The sequence below is a fragment of the Acidobacteriota bacterium genome (assembly GCA_016716905.1).
GTDB lineage: Bacteria > Acidobacteriota > Vicinamibacteria > Vicinamibacterales > SCN-69-37 > SYFT01.
In genome coordinates this window covers 176,178-198,500 of record JADJUS010000004.1, presented here as the reverse complement: position 1 = coordinate 198,500, position 22,323 = coordinate 176,178, and the positions used below count along the sequence as shown (strand labels likewise).

Annotated in this window: 24 protein-coding genes, 1 tRNA gene and 1 riboswitch; of the genes, 10 read left to right on the top strand and 15 right to left on the bottom strand. The window is 65.0% G+C overall.

Translation table 11 applies throughout. The annotated features are described in order from the left end of the window. Positions 1 to 3: 3 nt before the first annotated feature. Positions 4 to 429, top strand: a complete 426-nt coding sequence (locus tag IPL75_04785) for a hypothetical protein (GenBank protein ID MBK9239577.1) — start codon at positions 4 to 6, stop codon at positions 427 to 429. Here the strand turns inward: IPL75_04785 and tadA are convergent. From tadA to IPL75_04770, 3 genes are read right to left on the bottom strand one after another with little or no spacing between them, the layout of a single operon-like run. Continuing rightward, positions 410 to 880, bottom strand: coding sequence for a tRNA adenosine(34) deaminase TadA (tadA, locus tag IPL75_04780; protein MBK9239576.1), 471 nt, complete (start codon positions 878 to 880; stop codon positions 410 to 412). The two genes, IPL75_04785 and tadA, sit on opposite strands and share 20 nt — an antisense overlap. Before the next feature lie 15 nt (positions 881 to 895). Next, on the bottom strand, positions 896 to 1,552 hold the full coding sequence (locus IPL75_04775) for a hypothetical protein (GenBank protein ID MBK9239575.1): 657 nt from the start codon (positions 1,550 to 1,552) through the stop codon (positions 896 to 898). Between the two features lie 2 nt (positions 1,553 to 1,554). After that, entirely contained in the window at positions 1,555 to 3,054 is a 1,500-nt protein-coding gene (locus IPL75_04770; GenBank protein ID MBK9239574.1) for a S8 family serine peptidase, read from the bottom strand. Between the two features lie 122 nt (positions 3,055 to 3,176). Between IPL75_04770 and IPL75_04765 the strand changes: the two genes are divergently transcribed. Genes IPL75_04765 through IPL75_04755 form a run of 3 tightly spaced genes read left to right on the top strand, consistent with a single transcriptional unit; the run spans position 3,177 to position 4,063 of the window. Continuing rightward, positions 3,177 to 3,515 carry a winged helix-turn-helix transcriptional regulator gene (locus IPL75_04765; GenBank protein ID MBK9239573.1) on the top strand — a complete coding sequence of 113 codons (339 nt, stop codon included), beginning with the start codon at positions 3,177 to 3,179 and terminating at the stop codon, positions 3,513 to 3,515. 10 nt (positions 3,516 to 3,525) lie between these two features. Next, on the top strand, positions 3,526 to 3,813 hold the full coding sequence (locus IPL75_04760) for a hypothetical protein (protein MBK9239572.1): 288 nt from the start codon (positions 3,526 to 3,528) through the stop codon (positions 3,811 to 3,813). Continuing rightward, positions 3,779 to 4,063 carry a hypothetical protein gene (locus IPL75_04755; GenBank protein ID MBK9239571.1) on the top strand — a complete coding sequence of 95 codons (285 nt, stop codon included), beginning with the start codon at positions 3,779 to 3,781 and terminating at the stop codon, positions 4,061 to 4,063. The genes IPL75_04760 and IPL75_04755 overlap by 35 nt, the downstream gene beginning before the upstream one ends. Here the strand turns inward: IPL75_04755 and IPL75_04750 are convergent. The 5 genes from IPL75_04750 to IPL75_04730 form a co-directional block, all read right to left on the bottom strand. Then, entirely contained in the window at positions 4,030 to 4,662 is a 633-nt protein-coding gene (locus IPL75_04750) for a hypothetical protein (GenBank protein ID MBK9239570.1), read from the bottom strand. The genes IPL75_04755 and IPL75_04750 overlap by 34 nt on opposite strands. Then, complete coding sequence (locus tag IPL75_04745; GenBank protein ID MBK9239569.1) at positions 4,662 to 5,507, bottom strand: peptidase E; 846 nt, start codon at positions 5,505 to 5,507, stop codon at positions 4,662 to 4,664. Before IPL75_04745 ends, IPL75_04750 begins: the two co-directional genes overlap by 1 nt. A 78-nt stretch (positions 5,508 to 5,585) precedes the next feature. Then, positions 5,586 to 5,662: transfer RNA gene (locus IPL75_04740), tRNA-Arg, on the bottom strand. 49 nt (positions 5,663 to 5,711) lie between these two features. Continuing rightward, a complete protein-coding gene (locus IPL75_04735; GenBank protein ID MBK9239568.1) occupies positions 5,712 to 7,607 on the bottom strand; it encodes a hypothetical protein in 1,896 nt (631 codons plus the stop codon). Beyond that, complete coding sequence (locus IPL75_04730; GenBank protein ID MBK9239567.1) at positions 7,604 to 8,107, bottom strand: molybdenum cofactor biosynthesis protein MoaB; 504 nt, start codon at positions 8,105 to 8,107, stop codon at positions 7,604 to 7,606. The genes IPL75_04735 and IPL75_04730 overlap by 4 nt, the downstream gene beginning before the upstream one ends. 22 nt (positions 8,108 to 8,129) lie before the next feature. Here IPL75_04730 and IPL75_04725 point away from each other — a divergent pair, with 22 nt between their 5' ends. Next, positions 8,130 to 9,353, top strand: coding sequence for a molybdopterin molybdotransferase MoeA (locus tag IPL75_04725; protein MBK9239566.1), 1,224 nt, complete (start codon positions 8,130 to 8,132; stop codon positions 9,351 to 9,353). 26 nt (positions 9,354 to 9,379) lie between these two features. On the opposite strand, the gene IPL75_04720 is transcribed toward IPL75_04725, so the two are convergent. The 5 genes from IPL75_04720 to IPL75_04700 all read right to left on the bottom strand — a co-directional run bounded on the left by IPL75_04720 (position 9,380) and on the right by IPL75_04700 (position 13,511). Further along, the gene (locus IPL75_04720; GenBank protein ID MBK9239565.1) at positions 9,380 to 10,735 is read right to left on the bottom strand and encodes an ammonia-forming cytochrome c nitrite reductase subunit c552; all 1,356 of its coding nucleotides are present in this window, start codon (positions 10,733 to 10,735) and stop codon (positions 9,380 to 9,382) included. After that, positions 10,732 to 11,169, bottom strand: coding sequence for a cytochrome c nitrite reductase small subunit (nrfH, locus tag IPL75_04715; GenBank protein ID MBK9239564.1), 438 nt, complete (start codon positions 11,167 to 11,169; stop codon positions 10,732 to 10,734). Before nrfH ends, IPL75_04720 begins: the two co-directional genes overlap by 4 nt. 57 nt (positions 11,170 to 11,226) lie before the next feature. Further along, positions 11,227 to 11,823 (bottom strand): superoxide dismutase, encoded by a 597-nt coding sequence (locus IPL75_04710; protein MBK9239563.1) that lies wholly within the window; start codon positions 11,821 to 11,823, stop codon positions 11,227 to 11,229. 66 nt (positions 11,824 to 11,889) lie between these two features. Next, positions 11,890 to 12,999, bottom strand: a complete 1,110-nt coding sequence (mqnE, locus tag IPL75_04705) for an aminofutalosine synthase MqnE (GenBank protein MBK9239562.1) — start codon at positions 12,997 to 12,999, stop codon at positions 11,890 to 11,892. A gap of 11 nt (positions 13,000 to 13,010) precedes the next feature. Further along, the gene (locus tag IPL75_04700) at positions 13,011 to 13,511 is read right to left on the bottom strand and encodes a YjbQ family protein (protein MBK9239561.1); all 501 of its coding nucleotides are present in this window, start codon (positions 13,509 to 13,511) and stop codon (positions 13,011 to 13,013) included. A gap of 58 nt (positions 13,512 to 13,569) precedes the next feature. Further along, positions 13,570 to 13,833: riboswitch (cobalamin riboswitch) on the top strand. Positions 13,834 to 13,963: 130 nt separating this feature from the next. Here IPL75_04700 and IPL75_04695 point away from each other — a divergent pair. The 5 genes from IPL75_04695 to IPL75_04675 all read left to right on the top strand — a co-directional run bounded on the left by IPL75_04695 (position 13,964) and on the right by IPL75_04675 (position 19,405). Then, positions 13,964 to 16,090 carry a TonB-dependent receptor gene (locus IPL75_04695; GenBank protein MBK9239560.1) on the top strand — a complete coding sequence of 709 codons (2,127 nt, stop codon included), beginning with the start codon at positions 13,964 to 13,966 and terminating at the stop codon, positions 16,088 to 16,090. 1 nt (position 16,091) lies between these two features. After that, positions 16,092 to 16,892 (top strand): ABC transporter ATP-binding protein, encoded by an 801-nt coding sequence (locus IPL75_04690; protein ID MBK9239559.1) that lies wholly within the window; start codon positions 16,092 to 16,094, stop codon positions 16,890 to 16,892. A 68-nt stretch (positions 16,893 to 16,960) separates the two neighbouring features. After that, positions 16,961 to 17,887, top strand: a complete 927-nt coding sequence (locus IPL75_04685) for an iron ABC transporter permease (protein ID MBK9239558.1) — start codon at positions 16,961 to 16,963, stop codon at positions 17,885 to 17,887. After that, positions 17,884 to 18,750 (top strand): ABC transporter substrate-binding protein, encoded by an 867-nt coding sequence (locus IPL75_04680; GenBank protein ID MBK9239557.1) that lies wholly within the window; start codon positions 17,884 to 17,886, stop codon positions 18,748 to 18,750. Before IPL75_04685 ends, IPL75_04680 begins: the two co-directional genes overlap by 4 nt. Positions 18,751 to 18,790: 40 nt before the next feature. Next, entirely contained in the window at positions 18,791 to 19,405 is a 615-nt protein-coding gene (locus IPL75_04675; protein ID MBK9239556.1) for a hypothetical protein, read from the top strand. A gap of 109 nt (positions 19,406 to 19,514) precedes the next feature. Here IPL75_04675 and IPL75_04670 read toward each other — a convergent pair whose 3' ends face one another. Further along, positions 19,515 to 20,822 (bottom strand): FtsX-like permease family protein, encoded by a 1,308-nt coding sequence (locus IPL75_04670; protein ID MBK9239555.1) that lies wholly within the window; start codon positions 20,820 to 20,822, stop codon positions 19,515 to 19,517. Between the two features lie 1,131 nt (positions 20,823 to 21,953). Beyond that, the gene (locus tag IPL75_04665; protein ID MBK9239554.1) at positions 21,954 to 22,292 is read right to left on the bottom strand and encodes a helix-turn-helix transcriptional regulator; all 339 of its coding nucleotides are present in this window, start codon (positions 22,290 to 22,292) and stop codon (positions 21,954 to 21,956) included. Positions 22,293 to 22,323 lie beyond the last annotated feature (31 nt).

Sequence of the window (22,323 nt, the reverse complement as noted above, 5' to 3'; positions counted from 1 at the left end):
CTCATGAAGCACCCCGGTATCGCGCTCGCGTTGGCCAGTGCCTTCGCGTTCACCTCTGTGCCCGCGATGCAGCCCACGTCGATGAACCAGTCATTGGGCGCGCCCACAATCGCTGTGCCCGCCCTGCGAGTCGTGTCCTGGGAGGCCCGACTGGGCTGGGCGCGCGACTACCTCGTGGGCGCCGCCGCAGACGCCCGCGTGGGGAACCTCAGCGCATTCAACGACGTGTTTTCCCGCATGCTCAAGGCGAAGCGCGCTGATATCGCGCTCACCGCCACGGACGCGCCCGGCGAACCCGGTGCGATAGAGTGCCTAAGCCCTGAGAGCCACTGCCTGCGTTATCGCCGCGTGCCTGACCACTTTGTCGGCCGCGCCAAGGGAACCCCTAGCCTCACCCGCCCTACAGGCCTTACGCGCGTCTCTCCCTGAAGAACGCCTGCAGGACCTCGCGGCACTCCGCCGCAAGCACGCCGGACACGACCGTGATCTGATGATTCAACGCCGCGTGTTCGTGCGCCCGTTGCGTAGATTCCATGGCACCGGCCTTGGGCTCCGTGGCGCCGTACACCACCGCCTGCACGCGCGCGTGCATCAGGGCGCCCACGCACATCATGCAGGGTTCGAGCGTCACATACAGGGTGACGCCGGGAAGGCGATAGTTGCCCACGCGCGCGGCCGCGTCGCGCAGCGCCACGATCTCGGCATGGGCCGTGGGATCGTGCGAACCGACAGGGCCATTGCGACCTCGGCCAATAACCACGTCGTCACGCACGACAACCGCGCCGACGGGCACTTCTCCTGCGGCTGCCGCTTCACGCGCCAGCGCCAGGGCCTCGCGCATCCATTCATCGTGCTTGCCCTGAGCGAGGCTTAGAGGCATCGAGTCGAAGGGCTCTTATCGCCGAATCGACACCATCACGCGCATGGTGACGCCGCCGAAATCGTTCTCGTCGAAGGCACCCATGGCCCCACCCGGGTTCAGCACTTCGGCCTTCCGCCACCCGACTTCGGCACCAGCAGTGACGAACCGCCACACTGGCACCTCCACACCGCCGAACAGCAGGAAGCCGCTCACCTTCTCGCTGACCTCTTCACCCGCCGCGTCGCTCGGGGATGACTCGTTGTAGCTCAGGGACATGCCGCCCGCACCGAGGTAACCGACGATCCCGCGTGACCCGATGGGACTGAAGCGCCAGCCCGCAGCGAATTCGATCGGCGTCATCGTGATGTCGAGGGGAACGCCCAGCGGGAACACCGTGTTGTCGAACACGAAGATTCGCTGTCCTGACTGCGACATGCGTGAGATCGCCGCTCGCGCGAAGATGCCGCGCCAGATGCGTTGCACCTCCACGCCGCCGCCCAGTCCGGTCAACGTGGACTTGCCAGTGACGGCATCAAACGTCTCTTTCGCGGCCATCGTCTGCCACTCGAAATGACCGAACGCGCGCACGCCAAACCTCGGCGTCGAGCCACCCGCAGGGGCTTGCGCCCATGCCGGCGCAGCCGACCACAAGACTGCGGCGCAGACCAGAACACTCAATCGACGCGACATGATCACCTCAACACCCCGAATCCCCGCAGCGCCGTGCGCGGTTGAATCAAACCCGCTCCATAGAGATTGTCGCGCCCGGCAGTGCCAAGGTCTTTGGCGGTCGCGGTGATGAGCGCCTCGACTGCCGCCGGCGACGTCACGCCCTGGCTCATGATGAGCGCAGCAATCCCCGCCACGTGCGGCGACGCCATGGACGTGCCCTGAAAGCCGACGTCCGAATACCGATCGAACCGCGGCAGAATCACTACGGCTGGGTTGTAGTCGCTGAAGAGAACCCCTGCCTGATACACCACGCCGTTCGAGCCACCCTCGCGCGCGTCACCACCGGGCGCCGCAATCTCCACAAAGTCACCAGTCGTCGAATAATACGAGCGCACTTGCGTGCGGCCAACGGCCCCGACGGCCATCGCACCGGCCACCAACTTCCCGTAGGATGCGGGATAAGTCACCGGATTGCCGTCCTCGAACTCGTTACCGGCTGACATCGCCACAAACACGCCACGCGCCAGCGCATAGTTCATCGCATCCTGATCGGCGGGTGAGGCATCGGTACCGCCAAGGCTGAGGTTGATGACCTTGGCACCGTTGTCAGCCGCATATCGCACGGCCGCGATGACCGCCGACGTCGGGCATCCGCCAACATTGATGGGCGGATATCCGGTCACGCCGCTCTCCGCCTGCAGAATCTGGATATCCCAGAAGCTCAGGCACACCTTGAGGGGCATGATTTTGGCGCCGAAGGCGATGCCCGCGTATCCCAGGTTGTTGTTGGTGGACTGCGCCACCGTGCCGGACACGTGCGTCCCATGTCCGTTGAAGTCGATCACGGGCCCCGTCCAGAACACAAAGTCCCTATTGCCCACGATCCGCGCCGCATCCACGTCCGGATTGATGCCCACGGGCACCTGCGCCGTGACGATCGCCGTGCCGTTCCAGGTCTTGAGCGGGTAGGTGGCGTTTACGCTGGTCAGGCCGGTATCAATCACGGCCACCGTCACGCCGGCGCCACCAGTAGTGTTGATGTCCCAGGCCCTCGGCATATCGAGCAGCGACATGTTCCACTGCCGCGCGGCATACTGCGTGTCGTTGGGCACCGACGACGGCTGCCGGAGCCAGTTGGGCTGCGCATACTCCACTTCGGGTTGGCGCATGAGGTTGGCCGCGACGGCGATCGAATCTGGATCTTCAGGCACCATCAGGCGCGCCGTCCGATCGGCAATCCACTGCAGACGGTCCGTGGAGGGCCGCGACCGCACCGAGGAAAGCGCCCGGGCCTGCTGATTGACGCTCACACCCACGCGGAACTTCACGATCACTTCACCGGGCAGATAGTTGAGGTCACGTGTCGCGGCCTGCGTGTAGGCCGCCAGTTGCGTCGCGGTCGTCAGGAACTGCGGCGCCGGGTCTTGTTGCGCGTTCACCGACGCGCCTGGGATCGAAAGGAGTCCAGCCAGCGCACAGGCCCCGGCTGCCAGAGAAAATCGCGCAGTGGTAACAGTCATTGGGGAATGACTATGACATAGGAAACTGGGGCTTGTCCGCCGTAGCTCCGGAGGAGCGAAGGCGGGAACTGGGGAACTGGGGAATTGACTGATGACCTTGTTTTAGTGTCAAATGACCACTAATGTTGGTCGCAGGACAACCGTCGCCGTTTGGCTCGGTCACCCGGACACGCGTGCTGCTCGCCTTGCGCCTGATGGGGTCGTCCTACCCCCGGGAACTCAGCCGCTTGACGGGCACGGCGCTCAGCGCTGTGCAAGGCGCGATCCGCAGCCTCGAAGCCGACGGGCTCATCGCGGGACGGTCCGCAGGGCGGACACGCCTGTTTGAACTGAACCCGCGATTCTTCGCCGCCTCAGAACTCCGCGCGTTGCTCGACAAACTCGCGGCCGCAGACCGCGGACTCCAGGACGCCATCGCAGCCCTGCGCCGCAGACCGCGCCGCTCGACCAAGGCCCTTTGATTGCCCAGCCGTGGCCCTGTCACGCCATTCCACACTGCGCCACGTCATTCAGGCCGTCTCCTCGTCGTTGCGCCGGCATCGGGTGCAGGCCGTCCTGACGGGTGGTGCGTGCGCCAGCCTGCACTCAAAAGGCGACTACCTCTCGCACGACCTGGACTACATCATCCGGAACAACGTCTCGCGCAACCAGGTGGACCAGGCCATGCGCGCCGTCGGCTTCACTCGCGCGGGAGCAGAGCACGGCATGCCGATGTGGAGTTTTTGTGGAGTTTCCCAAAGGCCCCGTCGCCATCGGTGACGATGACCTGGTGGAACCAGTGGAGATTCGGGTTGGCTCAGTCAAGGTGCTGACCTTGTCAGCCACAGACTCCTGTCGCGATCGCCTGTCAGCTTTTTACCACTGGAACGATCTACAGAGCCTCCGTGTGGCCGCCGCAATCGCGAACCGCCGGCCGGTCAACATCGAGGCCATCCGAGCGTGGAGCATCAAAGAAGGCCGGGCGACCGAGTTCCGTCAGTTCGAACGCGAGATCGCACTGGGGCGTTGAGCGGGCCGTTGCCGGCCGGCAATGGCCCGGCACACGGGAGTAAGAGTGGCGTAGGGACCACTGCCCTTCCACAGAACGTCGCACTTGAGGAAGGCCGCGGCCTCTGGTGACTGGCTGAGCACCCGGCCAAGTTGCTCCATCTCGATGCGCCCACTCACGCCGCTGAGATCGACTCGCAATGTGCCAACGACGCGCGGGCCATCGACGCCGTCGACGTCATCGACCAGCACGACAGTGTCTGTGCCGACATTAACAATCTTGTCCTGGATGGTCACCGAGCGTGGGCGGGCCTTGAACACAAGCGAGAGGTCCACTCCGCCATAATTCATCGTGGCGGAATACCCATCTCGCGACCCGCCACCGGAAGAGCGTTGCGGGCTGCCATTGGCAAAGAACCAACCGGGCGAACCACGCCAGATCACCAACAGACCAGGATCTGCCCCCTGCTCAGTGCTGTGGAGCACCCACGTCACAAGCGTGACCGCCGAGGCCGGCATCGTGCTCGAACTCGACCCAAAACCAGCGCCGCCCCGTGCGGCGGATTGACCGGCTCCAAGTGACGCGCCAAACAGCGCGACCGCGCACATGGCAAGCCGCATCAGTCAGCGTCTGGCGCTTCGGCGATCCGTTCCGGTTCCAGGACGCGTTCAACCGCCCCATTGCCGACACGGTTCACGTAGTACACCTTGGCTTCGGCTCTGGTTGAGACCACGCGCGCCACCTCGTTGTCTTCGAAGTAGATGCCCGCGTCGTTGTCGCAGGCGTAGCCAGGCTTCATTTCACCAGAACCGATAAGCTTCTGATACAGCGGCCTGCGGCCGGGCTCCCTGTCGTAGTGCGGGCTGTGACTCCCCTTCAGAAATCCAAGGCACAACACGGTGGAGAGCTCCTTCGGCCGGGAATCCGTGGTGCCTTCTTCGAACCAGCACAATGATCCCGCACTGGCGCCGCCGAGCACGATGCCGCGGTCCCACGCCTGCCTCAGCACAACGTCGATGCCCTGGGCCTTCCAGATGGCCTGCTGATTCAGCGTATTGCCGCCAGAGACGACGATGCCGTCCACAGAGAGGAGGACCTCTTCCCAACTGCGACTCTGCTGGGTGCTGGCGATAAAACTCTCTTGAGCTGAAGGCTCGACGTTGAGCGGGGCGCAATTGCGAAACCAGCTGATGATGCCGGCCGGTGAGTCGGCCGACGCGGTTGGCAGGTAGCAGAGCTTCGGGCGTGGCTTGCCGGTCAGCTCAGCCATGTACCTGATGAAGCTCGTGCCAAAGCCCCCGCCCGCAATCAGGATCTTCCGTGTCGCCCGAACGGCACTGACCTGCGGATCGCGGTGGTCACGCGTGAACGGCCCGACCGCTTCGGTCGCCATATTCGCGGCCACGACCGCGGCACCGATCACGGTGGTATTGATGAACTCGCGTCGCTCCATGGGGCACTCCATGAGGAACTTGCGTGGGGTGTGTGATGCGCCCTGTCCGCCTTCGCGACTCCGTCGCTACGGCGGACAAAAGCGGTGTGATGGTGCGCCCTGCAGGATTCGAACCTGCGACCTCCTGGTTCGTAGCCAGACGCTCTATCCAGCTGAGCTAAGGGCGCACAAGCTGTTAATCATACCCCTTCGACTCGCCCCAGGCCAAGTGCTCGCTCAGGGGCGGCGGACAAGGCGGTCTCGGACCAGCCCGAAGCCGACGTCGAACGAACCGGGCATCGAAATGGGCAGGCGCCCCCCAATGGGGTTATCCCCGGCCAGGGCCGCCACGGCCGAGGCCTCTGCCAGATCATAAAAATCGTACGTCAGCAACACCGCCGGCAGGTCGGGCAGGAATGTGGGCACGTACGGATTGCCGAAAAACATCGTCACAAACGGCTTGGGTGTGCCCGCCGTCAGGCGCGCCAGGTCACCGAGCAACTTCGTCAGAGGCGGCGCCAGGTCCATTCGGCCGCTGCCCGACGACGCGCGGACGAAGACGGAGACGACGATGGCGTCGAAGCGGAGGGCCGAGGCGCGGACGAGATCAATTTCCGATGGTGTGGACCGGTCCGAGAGTTCGATCGCTGTGACGGACGGCCAGCGCCGCCGAAGCTCCGGGATCACCGTCCGGCTCGGCGCGGCGATGCGCCAGCCGGACGGATAGTCGAGTACCGACAAGTACAGCACCGCGGCCTCGCGCGGCGCGCGCAACGGCACCTGGTTGCGGTCGTCTTTCAGAAGGGTGATCGACCGCTGACTCGCCTCCCGCGCCACCTGGGCGCGTTGCCGTCCGCCAACCAGTGACGGCAGATCATCGAGCGAGACCAGCTTCTTCGTGTGCAGGCCAAGCCGCGCTTTCGCAGTCAGGATGCGCCGCACGGACGCGTCGAGCAGCGCGAGTGGAATGGTGCCTTTCTCCACGGCCGTCTTGATCCCGATCACAGCCGCCACGTCGTCTGGCGAGTGCAGGACGATGTCGTTGCCTGCAAGAATCGCGCGCACGGCTGCGTCGCCGGGCGCGAGACGCCGGGCGACGGCATCCATGCCCATCGAATCGGTCACGATCAGCCCCTCGAACTTGAGGTCGCCACGGAGCAGGCCCGTGACGATCGGGCGGCTCAACGTGGCGGGACTAAAGTCCGCCGGGTCGAGCGCTGGAAGCTGGATGTGGGCGGTCATCACCGCATCGGCGCCGGCGGCGATGCCGGCCTTGAACGACGGCAGTTCCACGGCGTCAAGTCGATCGCGGGGATGACTGATGATCGGCAGACCGATGTGTGAGTCCACGTCCGTGTCGCCGTGACCCGGAAAGTGTTTCAGGGTCGCGAGCATGCCGCCCGACTGCAGGCCCTGCACATAGGCCGCGGCGAGGCGGCCAACCGCGGCGGGCGATTCGCCGAGTGAACGCGTGTTGATCACCGGATTGCGCGCGTTGTTGTTCACGTCAACGACGGGAGCAAAGTTCATGTGCACACCAATCGCGCGGCCTTCCTGCGCGGTGATGCGTGCGGCCGAACGCACCAGTTCCTCGTCCATCGCTGCGCCAAACGCCATTGCGCGCGGAAACGTGGTGGCGCCGGCAATGCGAAAGCCGGCGCCGGCCTCAAAGTCCGCAGACGCCAGCAGCGGAATGGCCGATGCGGCCTGCAACCGATTGAGTGTGGATGCTGCGGCCAGCGGTTGACCCAGCGTGACCGTGCCGTACGCCGTGTTGAGCAACACGCCGGGCGCACGTTCCGAACCGCCGAACACCACGAAGCCACCGAGCTTCAGGTTCGTCACCTTCTCGAGGAGCGCGTCGAACTGATCGGTGTCCGACGAGAGGTACATCGAATCGATCCCCGACATGACCACCTGGCCCACCTTGTCGTCCAGGGTCATCTTCTTGAATGTGTCGTCCACCCAGCGCACAGCGACCCGGTCAAGGACAGCCGGAAGCGCAGCCGCCGGAACCGGAAGCGGCGTGGGTTTTTGAACGGCCGCCGGCCGGCGCACGGGCGCCTGTGCCTGTCCGGCAGTGACGACCGCGGCCGAGAGGGCGCCGGCGACCAGCACCAGCGCCAATTTCATCGTGATGTCTCTCTGACCACGTGGCCCAGTTCCGGCAGGATGAGTTTCTCCATGCCCAGTCGCACCGCGGGCTCGGAGCCGGGCAACACAAACACGACACAGCCGGTGACCACGCCCGCACACGCACGGCTCAACATGGCGGCCGCGCCAACCTGCTGATAACTCAGCATGCGGAAGAGTTCGCCAAACCCATCAAGCTGTTTGTCAAACATCGACGTCACGGCTTCGTACGTCGTGTCGCGCGACGTGACGCCCGTGCCTCCGGTGGTGATGACGGCCCGGACGTTCTTGCGTCCAAGGTGCGCGCGGATGGCCTCGGCGACCTTGATCGGATCGTCGGGCACCAACTCGCGGGCCACCACCGTGTGGCCTGCGCCTTCAAGCAGGCTGGCGATGGTTTGACCACTGGTATCTGTCTCGCGGGTGCGGGTATCGCTCACGGTCAGCACCAGGCACGGCACAGACGAGGGTGAAGCTGCGCGATGGGCATTGGCGGACATAAGTTGGATGATACTTGAACCCATGCGTCCCTTTGTGCACACGTTGCCGTTCGACGAGGCGCTGCGCCATGTGCTGGCTGCCCCGCGGCCGATCGGCCGGACCGAGCACGTTTCGCTGGCGGAAGCCGACGGCCGGGCGCTGGTTTCCGGGGTTTTGGCCACGTTTGATGTGCCGCCGTTCCACCGCGCGGCGATGGACGGGTACGCCGTAATTGCCGCCGACACGGCTGGCGCCGCACCTGATGCGCCCGTGACACTGCGCCTGGTCGGCCGTGTGTTCACCGGCGACGGTTCCCCCGTTCGCGTCACCGCGGGCACCTGCGTCGAGATCGCCACCGGCGCGCCGCTGCCCGACGGCGCCGATGCGGTCGTGATGGTGGAACAGACGACGACGGGTGATGGGGCCGTGCAGATTCGTCGCGCGGCGACAACGCGTCAGCACGTGGGCCCGCGCGGCGGCGACATCGCGGCGGGCCATGTGGTGCTGGACGCCGGCGTGGTACTCACACCGGCGCGAATCGGCGTTCTGGCGGCGCTGGGCTGCACGGAAGTTGAGGTGTACGCGCGTCCGCGCGTGGCGATTCTCTGTACCGGCGACGAAGTGGTGGATCCGGGACAACCGCTGGGCCCGGGCCAGCTTTACAACGTCAACCGTTTCACCCTCGAGGCGCTGGTGCGACGCCACGGCGGCGAGCCCGTGGTGCTGCCAACATCGCGCGATTCGATCGAGGCGTTGACGCAAACACTTGGCGCGGCCGGCGGCTGCGACATCCTGGTGTTTTCCGGCGGGAGTTCAGTGGGCGAACGCGATCTGGTCATCGACGCGCTGCGCCAGCACGGCGAGGTCATCTTCCACGGCGTGGCGATCAAGCCGGGCAAACCCACCGTGTTCGGCCGCATCGGCAACGCGCCGGTCCTGGGACTCTCGGGCTATCCGACGTCGTGTCTCTCGAACGCCCATGTGTTCCTGATTCCGCTCCTGCGCGCCACCGCGCGCCTGCCGCCATGGCAACCGCGCCAGCTCACGCTCCCTCTGGCGCGACGCATCACCTCCACGCCGGGCCGCCTGCAGTTCTACATGGTGCGCATCGTTGACGGCCGCGCTGAACCTGCATTCAAAGCATCGGGCGACATTACGTCAATGGCCAACGCCGACGGCTACATCACCATCGCCGGGGACACCGACGTCGTGGAGGCCGGAGCAGATGTCGTCGTCAGTTTGTACGAAACTTCACACGAGGCATGAAGGGCCCCCTTCATGCCTCGTGTAATTTATTGCGTCTTCAGCGCGCGCTGTCCGAGTCGCGTGTGATTGATTGAAAGCCCGAGAATGCGCATGGATTCCTGCGGCGCATGGAAGCCCATCGAGTTTTCGGCTTCGATGAAGTCCAGCAGGAACTGCGCGCGGCGTTGTGACGCCTGGGCGTTGGTGATCACCGCAGCGCCCGCGCCACCCGATCGCGCCAGCCTGATGTCGCCAATGAGTTCCACCAGCGCGTCCATCGCCACGTTGCGCATCTCGTACGTGCGCTCCTGAATCGTGACGACGCGCTGGCGCAGTTCGTCTTCGGGCCAGTTGTGGCACACCTGGCAGGCGTTGTTGATATTGAGCAGCGGGCTGCGCACGTGATGGTCGCTGACCTTCAGGCCGCCCTGCCGCATATACGGCATGTGGCAGTCGGCACAGGCCACACCTGACCGGGCGTGGATGCCCTGGTTCCACATCTCAAACTCGGGATGCTGCGCTTTGAGGACGGGCGCACCGGTCTCGGCGTGTGTCCAATCCTTGAACCCGTTCTCTTCGTAGTACGACAGAATCTCGTCGGCCTTCAGCCCCTTGGTCCACGGATACGTCAGGCGCTTCTCGCTACCCTTGAAGTAGTACTCGACGTGGCACTGGCCGCACACAAACGATCGCATCTCCTGGTGTGTGGCCTGCGCGTTCACGTCGTAGTCGGCCACGCCTTGCGACGCCTTGTAGGCCTTGATCCCTTCCAGGAAGCCCGGCCGTGTCACCCGCAACTGCATCGTCTTTGGATCATGGCAGTCGATACACGCCACAGGATGCGTCACCTTGGTGCGCGCCTCCTTGTACGGCATCTTGTTCATGGCCTCGAACCCGGCGATGAGATTGCCGTTGCCCAGACGCTTGTACGGCAAGTACACGGACGCGTGGCAATGCATGCAGGTGCCGGGCTGGGTCACCACCTGCTGCCGTTCGGTAAACGTCTGGTCGTCCAGCATGAACGCGTGGCCCCGCTCTTCGCGGAAGTCGGTGGCAAAGGCGTATCCACTCCACATGGTCTTGAGCCGCGGATCTTCTTCCAGCCGGGACTGGGCCACGATGGAGCGGGGGTCGGCTTGTGTGGGGGTACGCTGCACGGCTTCGCTGCCGCCGAAGCGCGTCCTGATCTGGTCTACGGTGCGCAGGTAGCCGTCGTACTGGAACGGAAAGTTCTTGCCCCACACGGCCGGATCGTCGATCTCATCGGTCAGTTCAACCACGCGGAAGAACGGGTCGCGTCCTTCCTGCTTGCGCTCAAAAACCGACACCAGAAGTGCGGTGGCGCCGGCAGCTGCCAACGCGGCCGCGACCGCCGTCACAAAGACCAGCTTGGAAGCTTTCATTGGGGATGTCCTATCTTGCCGTGGCACTTGACGCACCCGGTGGGCTCACCATGGCCGGGCGACATGGTCTGGGTCAACGCGGCATGACACTTCTGGCAAGACGCCTCTGCCACCTTGTGATTGCCGGGTGTGATCTGGATGTTGTCTGGAAAATTCCCGGTCGTGAAGTAGAAGGAATGCCAGAAGCCGTTGCGGGCCTTCGTGACGTACTTGGGGATGAACCCCTTGGGCGTGTGACAGTCATTACACACCGCCACACTTCGGTGACTCGAGCGCTGCCACCTCACGTAGTAGTCGTTCATCACGTGACAGTTCGCACACGCGGCCGGATCGTTGGTCAGGTACGAGCTGCCCTTCGCGTACACAAACGTGAACCCGCCGATCCCCATCAGGAGACCGGCGAGCACGCCGATGACGATTGTCCACCGCGTCATTTTTATGAGCTCACACGAGACGTTCCTTCATGCCTTCACGCCTCCATGTGAACGCCGTCAGAGCCGCTTGGCCACTTCGTTCCAGTTAACGACGTTCCACCAGGCGGCGAGGTAGTCGGGCCGGCGGTTCTGGTACTTGAGGTAGTAGGCGTGTTCCCACACGTCCACACCCATGATGGCGCGTTTGCCGTCCATCATCGGGTTGTCCTGGTTCGCCGTGCTCTCGACGGCCAGTTTGCCGTTGGCTTCCACGAGCCAGGCCCAGCCGCTGCCGAACCGTGTGGCGCCGGCTTTCTGGATCAAGTCCTTGAACGTATCGAAGTTGCCGAAGGCGCCGTTGATCGCGTCCGCGAGTTTGCCCGTGGGCGCGCCACCCGCGCCGGGGCCCATGATCTGCCAGAACATCGTGTGGTTGACGTGGCCGCCGCCGTTGTTGCGCACCGCGGTGCGAATGTCCTCAGGGACCGCAGCCAGGTTTTTGATCAAATCGTCGGCGCTCTTGCCCGCCAGCTCCGGGTGCTTGTCGACGGCTGCGTTCAGGTTCGTGACGTACGCAGCGTGATGCTTGCCGTGGTGAATCTGCATCGTCTGCGCATCGATGTGGGGTTCAAGGGCGTCGAACGCATACGGAAGTGGTGCCAGTTCATGAGCCATGTATCAAACTCCTTCGTGAGTGGTGTGGTCGGATTCTATCAAGGCACGGGGCCGCGCCGGTGTGCACTACGCGGCATCCGGAGGGGTGACGACGTTGTAGAGCGTGTCGCGCTCCACCGGCAACCGGCCGGCGTTGCGAATGAGCGCACGAATGCGCTGCGTGGTCAGAATCTCAGGCGTGCGAGCACCGGCCATGTGGTAAATCTTCTCTTCCTGCACGGTGCCGTCCAGGTCGTCCACGCCGTACCACAGCGAAATTTGCGCCACGTCCACACCCGTGGCAATCCAGAACGCCTTGATGTGCGGGAAGTTGTCGAGCATCAACCGAGAGACCGCGTGTACGCGCAGCGTGTCGCTTGCGGACGGCGCGGGCAGTTTTTCCATCTGGTTGTTGTCGGGGTGAAATGCCAGGGGGATAAACGCCTGGAACCCACCGGTTTCGTCCTGGAGGGCGCGCGCGCGCAACATGTGATCCACGCGCTCCTCCATCGTCTCAATATGCCCGTAGAGCATCGTCACATTCGAGCGCATGCCCAGGCCGTGGGCGATGCGATGGATGGACAGATAGCGATCGGCGTCGGCCTTGTCGTGACAAATCTTGCGGCGCACACGCTCCGAGAACACTTCGGCGCCACCACCGGGCAGTGAGTCGAGGCCCGCCGCCATCAACTGCCGAAGCACTTCCTCATCGCTCATTTTGTAGAGCTCCGAGAAAAACGCGATCTCCACGGCGGTGAAACACTTCAGGTGAATGCCGGGCCGTATGGCCTTCAGACCACGGAGAAGGTCGAGATAGTACTCAAACGGCAGATCGGGGTGCAGGCCGTTGACGACATGCACTTCGGTCAGCGGTTGATGAGCGCGCTGGCGCAATTTGTCCAGCACCTGATCGAGCGTCAGTGTGTAGGCCTGCGCGTCGCCGGGCTTCAGCCGAGAGAATGAACAGAACAGGCAGGTGGCCACACACACGTTGGTGGCTTCCAGTCGCAGGTTGTAGTTGTAGAACGTGTGCCCGCCGTGACGCTTCTCGCGTTCGCGGTTGGCCAGCCAGCCAAGCGCATGGAGATCGGGACACGCAAACAGCCTCACGCCGTCGTCAAGCGACAAGCGCTCGCCGCTGTCGAGCTTTGCGGCGATGTCCGCCAACCCCAATGTGGAGAGTCGTGCCTGCACCATGTGCCTTGTGACTAGGCCACGCCCATGACCTGCAGCCGCAATGACCGCGAGCGTGGGCCGTCGAGCTCTGCCACCAACACGCGCTGCCACTGCCCCAGCACCAGTTCGCCGCCGCTGATCTGCATGGTCACGCTATGGCCCAGCAACAGGGCGCGCAAATGCGCGCCGGCGTTCATCCGGTCGCAGTCGGAGTGCTCAGGGTCGTTGTGCAGCCACGGTGTCGCTGGGTCCACCACGTGTTGCAGGAACTGCTCCATGTCTTCGCGCAGCGCCTGCTGACTCTCGTTGGTAAACACCGAACAGGTGGTGTGGAGCGAGACGAGTGTGGCCGTTCCCTCACGCACTCCCAGGGCCTTGACGCGCGCGCTGATCGAGTCTGTCAGGTCCAGCACCTGCAGGGTCTTGTCGGTGGCCACCGTCAACATTTCCGCCCGCACATGGAGAGGCCCCGAGACCGAAGTCATCTGGGCGACGGGTTCCGAGCGGACGGTCACAACTGAACTGCGCATCATGCTTATCGTGCTTATCGTGTTTCCCATGGAGCCAAGCGATTATTTTCGCATGGTATAGTCGAGACCGACAACCGACGCTTGCCCGGCGACCACTGGGAAGTGGGTGCAAATCCCACACGGTGACGCCACTGTCAGCGGGGAGTCAGCGTTCTATTTGATTGAGGGCCCGTCGTTTCACCACGGGAACCTCGACCGTCACTGGAAACCTCGGCCTTGAAGAACAGGTCGAGCTACGTGCAGCATGCGCTGCACGGTCTGGGAAGACGCGAACGCTGGTGATGATCCGCAAGTCAGGATACCTGGTCACGGGCTCGTCCTTTTGCTGATGCGCATTGTGCGCATCAGACCGGCGCGTATCACGCCGGAGAAGGAACCATGTGGCCCGTTTTCTATTCGTCTGTCTTTTGCTTTGGCCGACCCTTGCCTTAGCTCAAATTCCACTGCGCGGGACGGTGACGGATGCCTCTGGCGCTGCTTTGGCCAGGGTGCCCGTGTCGCTCGTGCGCGCGGACGACACCACGATGGCCACGACGCTCACCGACGCGGCCGGTGTGTTTGTGTTCGCGGTGCCGTGCCAGAACTGCAGAGCCACGACATCGCTGGCCGGCTTTAATGCGGCCACGGTCGCGCTCGAGGCCGGCACGAACGCCCTGTTGGTGCTCTCGCTTGCGCCAATCCGCGAGTCGGTGGTGGTCACCGCCACGCGCAGCGCGGTTCCAACCAGCCAGGTCGGGGCGAGCGTGACGGTCTTCGACCGCGACGCGATCGAACGGCGAGGCGATGCGCTTGTCGGCGACCTGCTGCGGCAGGCGCCCGGCGCGGTGGTCGTACAGAACGGCGGCCGCGGAAATCTGGCGTCGCTCTTTGTACGCGGCGGCGAGAACAACTACACCAAGGTGCTGCTCGACGGCATTGCCCTCAACGAGCCTGGCGGCACGTTCAACTTCGGCGGACTCTCCACGGGCCACCTCGACCGCGTCGAATTCGTGCGCGGGGCGCACTCAGCACTTTTCGGATCGGACGCCATGGCCGGCGTGCTGCACCTGGTATCGGCGCGCGGACGCCTGGGCAGTCGGCCGGCGCTTTCGGGTGAGTTCAGCGGCGGCAGCCTTGGCACCCTGCGCGGGTCGGCGACGCTCTCGGGCGGCACAGCGCGATGGGATTACTCCCTCCACGGTGGCCGATCCGAAACGGACAATCGCGAGCCAAATAATCACTTCGGCTCCACCACCATTTCGATGACGGCCGGGACGACGGTGGGTGCGGGGGTCGCGGTGCGGCTGGTCGGCCGTTATGAAGACAGCCGGGTGGGCACGCCAGGACAGACGGCGTTTGGCCGTCCTGACCTGGACGCGTCTTTTACGCAATCACATCTGGTGGGCGGCGTTTCGTTTGAACATCAGGCCACGCCCGTGTTTTCGCATCGCCTGACCTACGCGCTGGCGCAATCCGAGCAGGGGTCAACCAACCTCTCGTTTGATGCCCCTTACACACCGTCGTATCGCGACCGCGTGTCCCCGTTTGAGTTCTACGATTTCACGTTCGACACGGCATCCAGATTCACGCGTCATCAGGCCGGTTATCAAGCCGACCTTCGGTTCGCCCACGCCGGTGCGCTGGCGGGCTCAGAGTTCCTGACGCTGGCCATTGATTGGGATGGAGAGCGCGGAACGCTGACCGATCGCCTTGAAGGCAGCCGTTTGTCGCCGCGGCGCAACAACGTGGGCGCCACCGTGCAGCACCAGCACATCAGTCGCTGGTTTGCGCTGACTACCGGCGTGCGGGTCGAGCGGAACGGGCACTTCGGCACGGCCGTGGCACCACGGGTGTCGGCTGCAATATTTCTTCGCACCGGCAACGGTGTGGTCGGCGCCACGAAGCTCAAAGGCAACGCAGGCCGAGGCGTGAAGGAGCCGACCATGCGCCAGTCATTCAGCCTCTCGCCGTTCGATCTCGGCAACCAGGAACTGGAAGCCGAAACCTCGCGGACGATCGATGCCGGCGTCGAGCAGCGGCTCTTTGGCGACCGCGTCAAACTTGAGGCTGTCTGGTTCAACAACCGGTTTGACCGGCAAATCTCCACCCGCACGCTCAGCTTCTCTCCGTACCTGGCGCAGTACTTCAATATGGGCCGGACGCGCGCGCGCGGTACCGAGCTGATCGCTGAGATTGTGCCAATGGATGGGCTGCGGGTCCTGGCCAGCCACACGTTCACCGACTCGGAGATCATCGACTCGTCGTCTGAATTCAGCGAGGTGCTGGCCGCCGGCAACTGGGCGCTTCGACGGCCTCGGCACGCCGGTCAGGTGCAGGCGTTTTGGGATCGCGGTCGCGTGTCGCTGGACCTGAGCGGCACGTTCCTGGGCGAGCGGAGCGACAGCGATTTTTCGGCGCTCGTACCCGCGATGACCACGGCAGACGCGCTCTGGCTGTGGCGGGCGCAGGCGCACCTTCGCGTCACCTCCGAAGCGACGGCCTACGTGCGAGTGGAGAATTTGACCGACGCGGCATACATGGAGCCGCTCGGGTATCCAGCCTGGCGGCGGACCATTCACGCGGGCGTCCGCCTGCGGTTCTGAGATGCTCAGGGCCTCCGACCTCACCGTCGCCTTCGGCGCGCAACGCGTCCTCGATCGCGTGTCGGTCGATGTGCCGCAAGGGGCGCTCGTCGGGGTGCTCGGTCCGAACGGATCTGGCAAGACCACGCTGCTGCGCGTGCTGGCCGGGACGCTGAAGCCGCAGTCGGGACGAGTCACCCTGGACGAGCAAGACATTTCGCGCCTGGATCGGCGCGCGGTGGCGCGCCGGGTGGCCGTGGTGCCGCAAGACACGCACCTGGCCTTCGACTACACGGTGATGGAAGTGGCACTGATGGGCCGATTCCCACACCTTGGTTCGTTCGAGGTGGAGGGGCCAGCCGACCTGGCGGCCGCCGAGGCTGCGCTCGAGGCGACGGGCACGTTGCATCTGGCGCACCGCACGTACGAGACGCTGAGCGGCGGCGAAAAACAGCGCGTCATCATCGCTTCGGCCCTGTCGCAGCTCGATCGCCGCAATTCGCCGGATGACCGCACGTCTCCGCTGTTGCTTCTCGATGAACCGACCGCGGCCCTCGACCTTCGGTACCAAGTGGAAGTGGCGGCGCTCGTGGGCCGGCTACACGCATCATCTCTGGCTGCCGGCATTCCACTGACGGTCGTGCTATCCACGCACGACCTGCACTTCGCCTCAACGCTGTGCGATACCGTCGTGCTGCTGTCTGAGGGCCGGGTGGTGGCGCAGGGGCCGCCGGTGGAAGTGCTGACCGTAGAAATGCTCTCGACGGTTTATGGCATTTCGCGTGAGTTGGCAGGTCCGCTGCTTCCCCGGGTGCATGCGTGACGTCCCCCCTGCGCCGCGGCGTGCCCTGGGTGCTGGCCAGCGCGGGTGCCGCTGTCATAGCGGTCGCGATTGCGCCGTTCATTGGCCAGACGCCGCTCCAATTTGGCCGCGTCTTCTCGATGTCGCTGCCGTTCGCAGATAACGTCGACGCGCAAATATTCTTTCTGGCCCGCCTGCCCCGATCCCTCGCCGCGGCGATTGTCGGAGGCACACTGGCTGCCGCGGGTGTGGTGTTTCAGGGCCTGCTGCGCAATCCGCTCGCCACGCCCTACACGCTGGGGATCTCCGCGGGCGCGTCGTTTGGCGCCATGACGGCGATTACGTTCGGCAGCATGCTGCCGGTGATTGGTGTGACCGGCGCGAGCCTGGCCGGCGCCGTCCTCGCCGTGATGGTGGTCTACGCCCTGGCCACCGCGCGTCACTCGGGCCTGTCCACCACAGTGCTCCTGCTGGCCGGCGTGACGATGAACTCGTTCTTCTCCGCGTTGATTCTGTTTGTCCAGTACCTGAGCGACTTCACCGAGACGTTTCGTGCGTTGCGGTGGCTGATGGGCGACCTCGACGTCGCGGGCTACGGCCCCATCCTCGGCGCCCTTCCGTTGGTGCTGGTTGCGCTCGGCGGATTCGTGTGGCTCGCGCGGCCGCTCAACCTCCTGAGCCTTGGCGCTGATGCCGCGGCCACGCGTGGCGTGGACGTTCGGCGGGCGCAGCGCGTGGCCTTTTTTTCCGGCTCGCTCGCCACGGGCGCAGCCGTGTCCATCGGCGGGCCCATCGGCTTTGTCGGCATCATCGTGCCGCACCTCGTGCGGCTCGTCGTAGGCGCCGACCATCGCCTGGTGCTGCCGGCATCGTTCTTCTTCGGCGCCGCGTTTCTTGTGGTGTGTGACGTCGTGTCACGCATCGTCATGGCTCCGCTCGAGTTGCCCGTGGGCATCATCACGGCGCTCATCGGGGGGCCGTTCTTTCTGTGGATGCTCATCAGGAGGAAGACATGACGGTCCAGGGTCCAGGGTCCAGGGTCCAGGGTCCGGCAGTGGTGCTGCTCGTCATCACGCTGGTCGCCGCCTTGTCAGCGCAGACGAAGCCGGCGCGCATCGTGAGCCTGATTCCTGCGGTCACCGAGATGTTGTTTGCGATCGGCGCCGGACCGCAGGTGGTGGGCGTGTCAACGTTCGATACGTTTCCGAAGGAGGCAACAACGCGCACGAAGGTCGGAGGGCTGTTTGACCCGAACTTCGAAGCCATCCTGACACTGCGGCCTGACCTGGCGATCGTATACGGCTCTCAGGACGAGCTGATCGGCCGTCTCGAACGCGTGCGCGTACCGATGTTCAGGTACCGCCATGGGGGCCTGTCGGATATCACACGGACCATCCGTGAGCTCGGTGAACGCACCGGACATGCCAGCGAGGCCAACCGCCTGGCGGATGAGATCGATGGCCAGATCCGGACGGTTCGAATGCGCGCAGGCAGCGACGCACGGCCGAAGACGTTGCTCGTCTTTGGACGTGAGGAAGGGTCGATGCGCGGCCTTTACGTCAGCGGAGGCGTGGGCTTTCTGCACGACATGCTCGAAGCCGCCGGCGGTGTGAACGTGATGGCCGACGTGAAACGCGAAGGCTTGCAGCTTTCACTGGAACAGTTACTGTCGCGCGCGCCGGAGGTGGTGATCGAACTGCGAGCCTCGGAAGGCTGGTCGGCGGAACGACTGGCTCGAGAGGCGGCGACGTGGCAGGCGGTGCGAGTGCCCGCAGCCAGAAATGGCCGCGTCCGATTCCTCACCGACGACTCCCTGACCATTCCTGGCCCCCGCGTGGGGCACGCCGTGCAAACGATCTCCAACGCCATTCGGCAATAGGCGGCCTTTCGGTGTAGCATCGCGTTTTGGGAGTCAGATCATGCGTTTGAAACTTGTCATCACCGCCCTTGCGTTATCGCTGCTCGCACACCACACGTCAGTGTTTGCCCAGGCTGCCGATCCGGCCGCCGCACTCTCGGGCGGATGGAAGCTGAACATGGACGAGAGCATCAACCCGAATGGTCCCGACGGCGCAGGCGCCCGAGGCAGTCGTGGCGGTGGCCGCGGCGGCAACTTTGCTTCGCCCGGCCAGGGTCCGGCGCCCGGCGGCGATTTGGGTCCGGAAGAACTGCAGCGCTTCAACGCGCACCTGAAGATGTTCCGTACGGCGCCACCCCTGCTGGGCATCCAGGCCACGGCCAAAGATGTGATACTCGCCTACGATCCGGACCCGGCCAAGGGGCAGATGTTCAAGTACATGACGGACAACAAGAAGTCCGTGATGACGACCCCGGCGGGCCCCGTGGACATCAAGGTGAAGTGGAACGGCAAGGTGCTTCGCCGCGAGATGGAGACGAAGGAATCACTGAAGGTCGTTGAGGACTACACCGTCAGCGCCGACGGCAAGCAGCTCGTGGTGACGGTCGAGACCTCAAACATCATGGTGCGCATGGCCAAGGTCGAGATCAAGCGCGTCTACGACCGCACTCAGTAGAGCGGTTTCGACATGCGTGTAGCCGGGTCTGAAGACCCGGCCTCCTTCCGGATGGCGGCCTCCTTCGGGAAGCCCTTCGGAGGCCGGGTCTTCAGACCCGGCATCTCCGCTAGTCGGCCCGCATCGCGGTCTTGGGATCGATTCTGACCGCGCGGCGGGTGGGCGACCACGCCGCAAGCGCGGCCATCATCAGTACCGCGACGCCGACACCCACGTAGACCCGCGGCTCGGTGACGGCGATTCCGTACAGCAGCGACCGCACGGTGTCGGATAACGCTCGCGCACCGAGCAGACCCACGATCAGACCCGCACCTGCGGCCACAGACACTTGCGCGAGCACCAGACGCAACACCTGGCCCGGCCTCGCGCCCAGGGCCATGCGGATCCCAATTTCCTGGGTCCGTTGGCCCACCGAGTGCGCCAGGACGCCATAGAGGCCAATCGCGCACAACAAGACCGCGACTGCGGCAAAGCCAGACAGCAGGAACAACACGAATCGGCGGTTCGCCGTGGCGCGCAACACGACATCAGCCAGCGCCCTCGGCCTGGCCAGCGCCAGATCGGGCGCCAGATCGTTCACAACGGCACGAAGAGCAGCGTCATCCACCGCGCCTGGTGCGGCGTAACGCACCAGGATGCGCGCAGGTGGAAAGTGGCCGAGTGACTGTGGCATCCACACCTGCCGGCCGTGTGACGTCTCCAGGGATCCGTCACGAATATCCGCCAGCACGCCGACGATGGTGAGGAGGTAGGCGGTGGGCACACCAAAATGCACCCGCTGCCCAATGGGATTGCGTCCATCGGGAAACAGCGCGTTGGCCATGCTCGCGCTGACCATCACCGAAGGGATGGGTTCGTCATTGGTGACGCGGCGACCAGCCAGGAGCCGCAGGCGCAACACGTCCACACACGCGGGCGAAATGGTGTTGGGCCAGGCCGAGACCAGCCGCTCGGTGCCTTCCGCGACATACGTCATGCTGCCGGGCGGACGATCGAGCGGAATCTCGTTGGCAACGCAGGCATCGGTGACGCCGGGCAAGGCTTTGAAGCGTGTGGTCAGCGTGTCGAAGAACTGGGTCAGCTCGCGCACCGAGCCGTAGCGGCCGGTGGGCACGTTCAGGTCGGCCACCCGAGTGAACCCGGGCTCGAATCCCGTCTCAAGCGCCAGGACATTGCGCTGGCTGACGGCGACAAGTGCCGCCACCACCAGCAGCACGGCGGTGAGCGCCACTTGCGTCGCGACCACGCCCGACCGCATGCGCGCCTGCACCCGATTCAGCGTCATCGTACGGCCCGACCACATCGAACCCGATGCGTGGCGAGAGGCCTGCCACGCAGGCCACGTGCCAATCGCCGCGCCGGCCAGGCACGTGAGCAACACGGTAAACGCGGCCACCACGCCCGTTGATGTGGGCAACTGTTGCTGCCAGCCAAAAGACGGCGCCACGGCCACCAGAGCCGCCACAATGCCCACGGCAATAAACGTCCCAGCACACCACCGACGGCCGCAAGCGTCAGCGCCTCGGCCAACGCATGGCGACCCAGGTGCCAGCGTGATGCGCCAAGCGCCCTGCGAACCTCCTGCTCACGCGTGCGCTCGAGATCGCGTGCGCGCTGGAGTCCGGTCAGGTTGATGGTGGCAATCAGCAGGACCATGGCCGCGCTGGCCAACAGCAGGATCATGTTGGGCCGCACCGGGCCCGCCACTTCATCGCGGTAGAGGTCTGCCCGCGCGCTCAGTGTCCGGTTGAACTGCGGGAACTCGATGGCGGCGCGAGCCATGATGGCCGCCAGTTCCTGGTTGGCCTGCTCAAGGGTGACGTGCGGCTTCAGCCGCGCCACGATCCCCAGGAAGTATGCGCCGCGCATGCGATTGCTGGTATCGATGGTGCGCAACTGCCACCCATCGGCATCCACAGTGCCGAGCCCGGCGGACGCGGGCGCGATGCCCAGCACCTCATACGGCACCCCGTCGAATCTCATCGTCTGGCCGATGATCGCGGGATCGGAACCGAACCGCGTGCGCCAGGTTCGTTCGTTCAGGATAATGACGTTGCCGGCCGTGGTGCCTACCGGCGCTTGCAGGCTCCCGAGAACGGGGCGAATTCCGAGGAGCGCAAAGAACTCCGGTGTCACGCTCGCCAACGACACCTGCTCGGTCCTCCCGAAGCCGGTCAGATTGAGCTGGCTGGTGCGCTGGTAGAAGGCCGCCATGGACTCGAACGATTGTGCCCCCCGGGGCGCCCCCCCCCCCCCCCCCCCCCCCCCGCCCCCCCGCCCCCGGGGGCGGCCCCCCCCCGGCGCGCGCCGCCCCCCCCCCCCCCCCCCGCCGGGGGGGGGGGGGGGGGGGGGGCCGCGGCCGACGATTGAAACGCCGCGCGCCAGTAGCGCCGCCGTGCGGCGTGGCTGCCGTGTTGGAGCGCCGTCCCGGCAAACTCCTCTTCGAGATCGCCGAGCGCGAACTCCCGTTCCGCCGGCGGCACGCGCAGCCCCGCCAGCCAGCGCGCCACGCGGGGTGGCCGCACACGAGGGCCCGGCGGCGGCTGTGTCATGAGGTCTCGAACTGGTCCTCGAGGCCCTCGACGAGGACCTTGAATGAGCGATACGCCTGGGCCAGAGCCTTGCGCCCGGCAGGTTTTAACGCGTAGTGTTTGCGCCGGCGTCCGCCCCGCTCTGCGGTCGGCTCCCCCACCCACGAACGCAGGAAGCCCTTGGCTTCGAGGCGCTCAAGGGTCACGTAAGTGGCGCTGATGGACAACGCGCGGCCGGTGCGCTGCTCAATCTCGCGCCGGATGGTGGCGCCGTAGGCCTCGGGCCCAAGGCGGACCAACGCAAACAGGACGGCTTGTTCAAATTCACCCAGCATATGGTTCACATTGTGAAGCATATGTATAGACGGAGGCAACGGAGGATCCGTT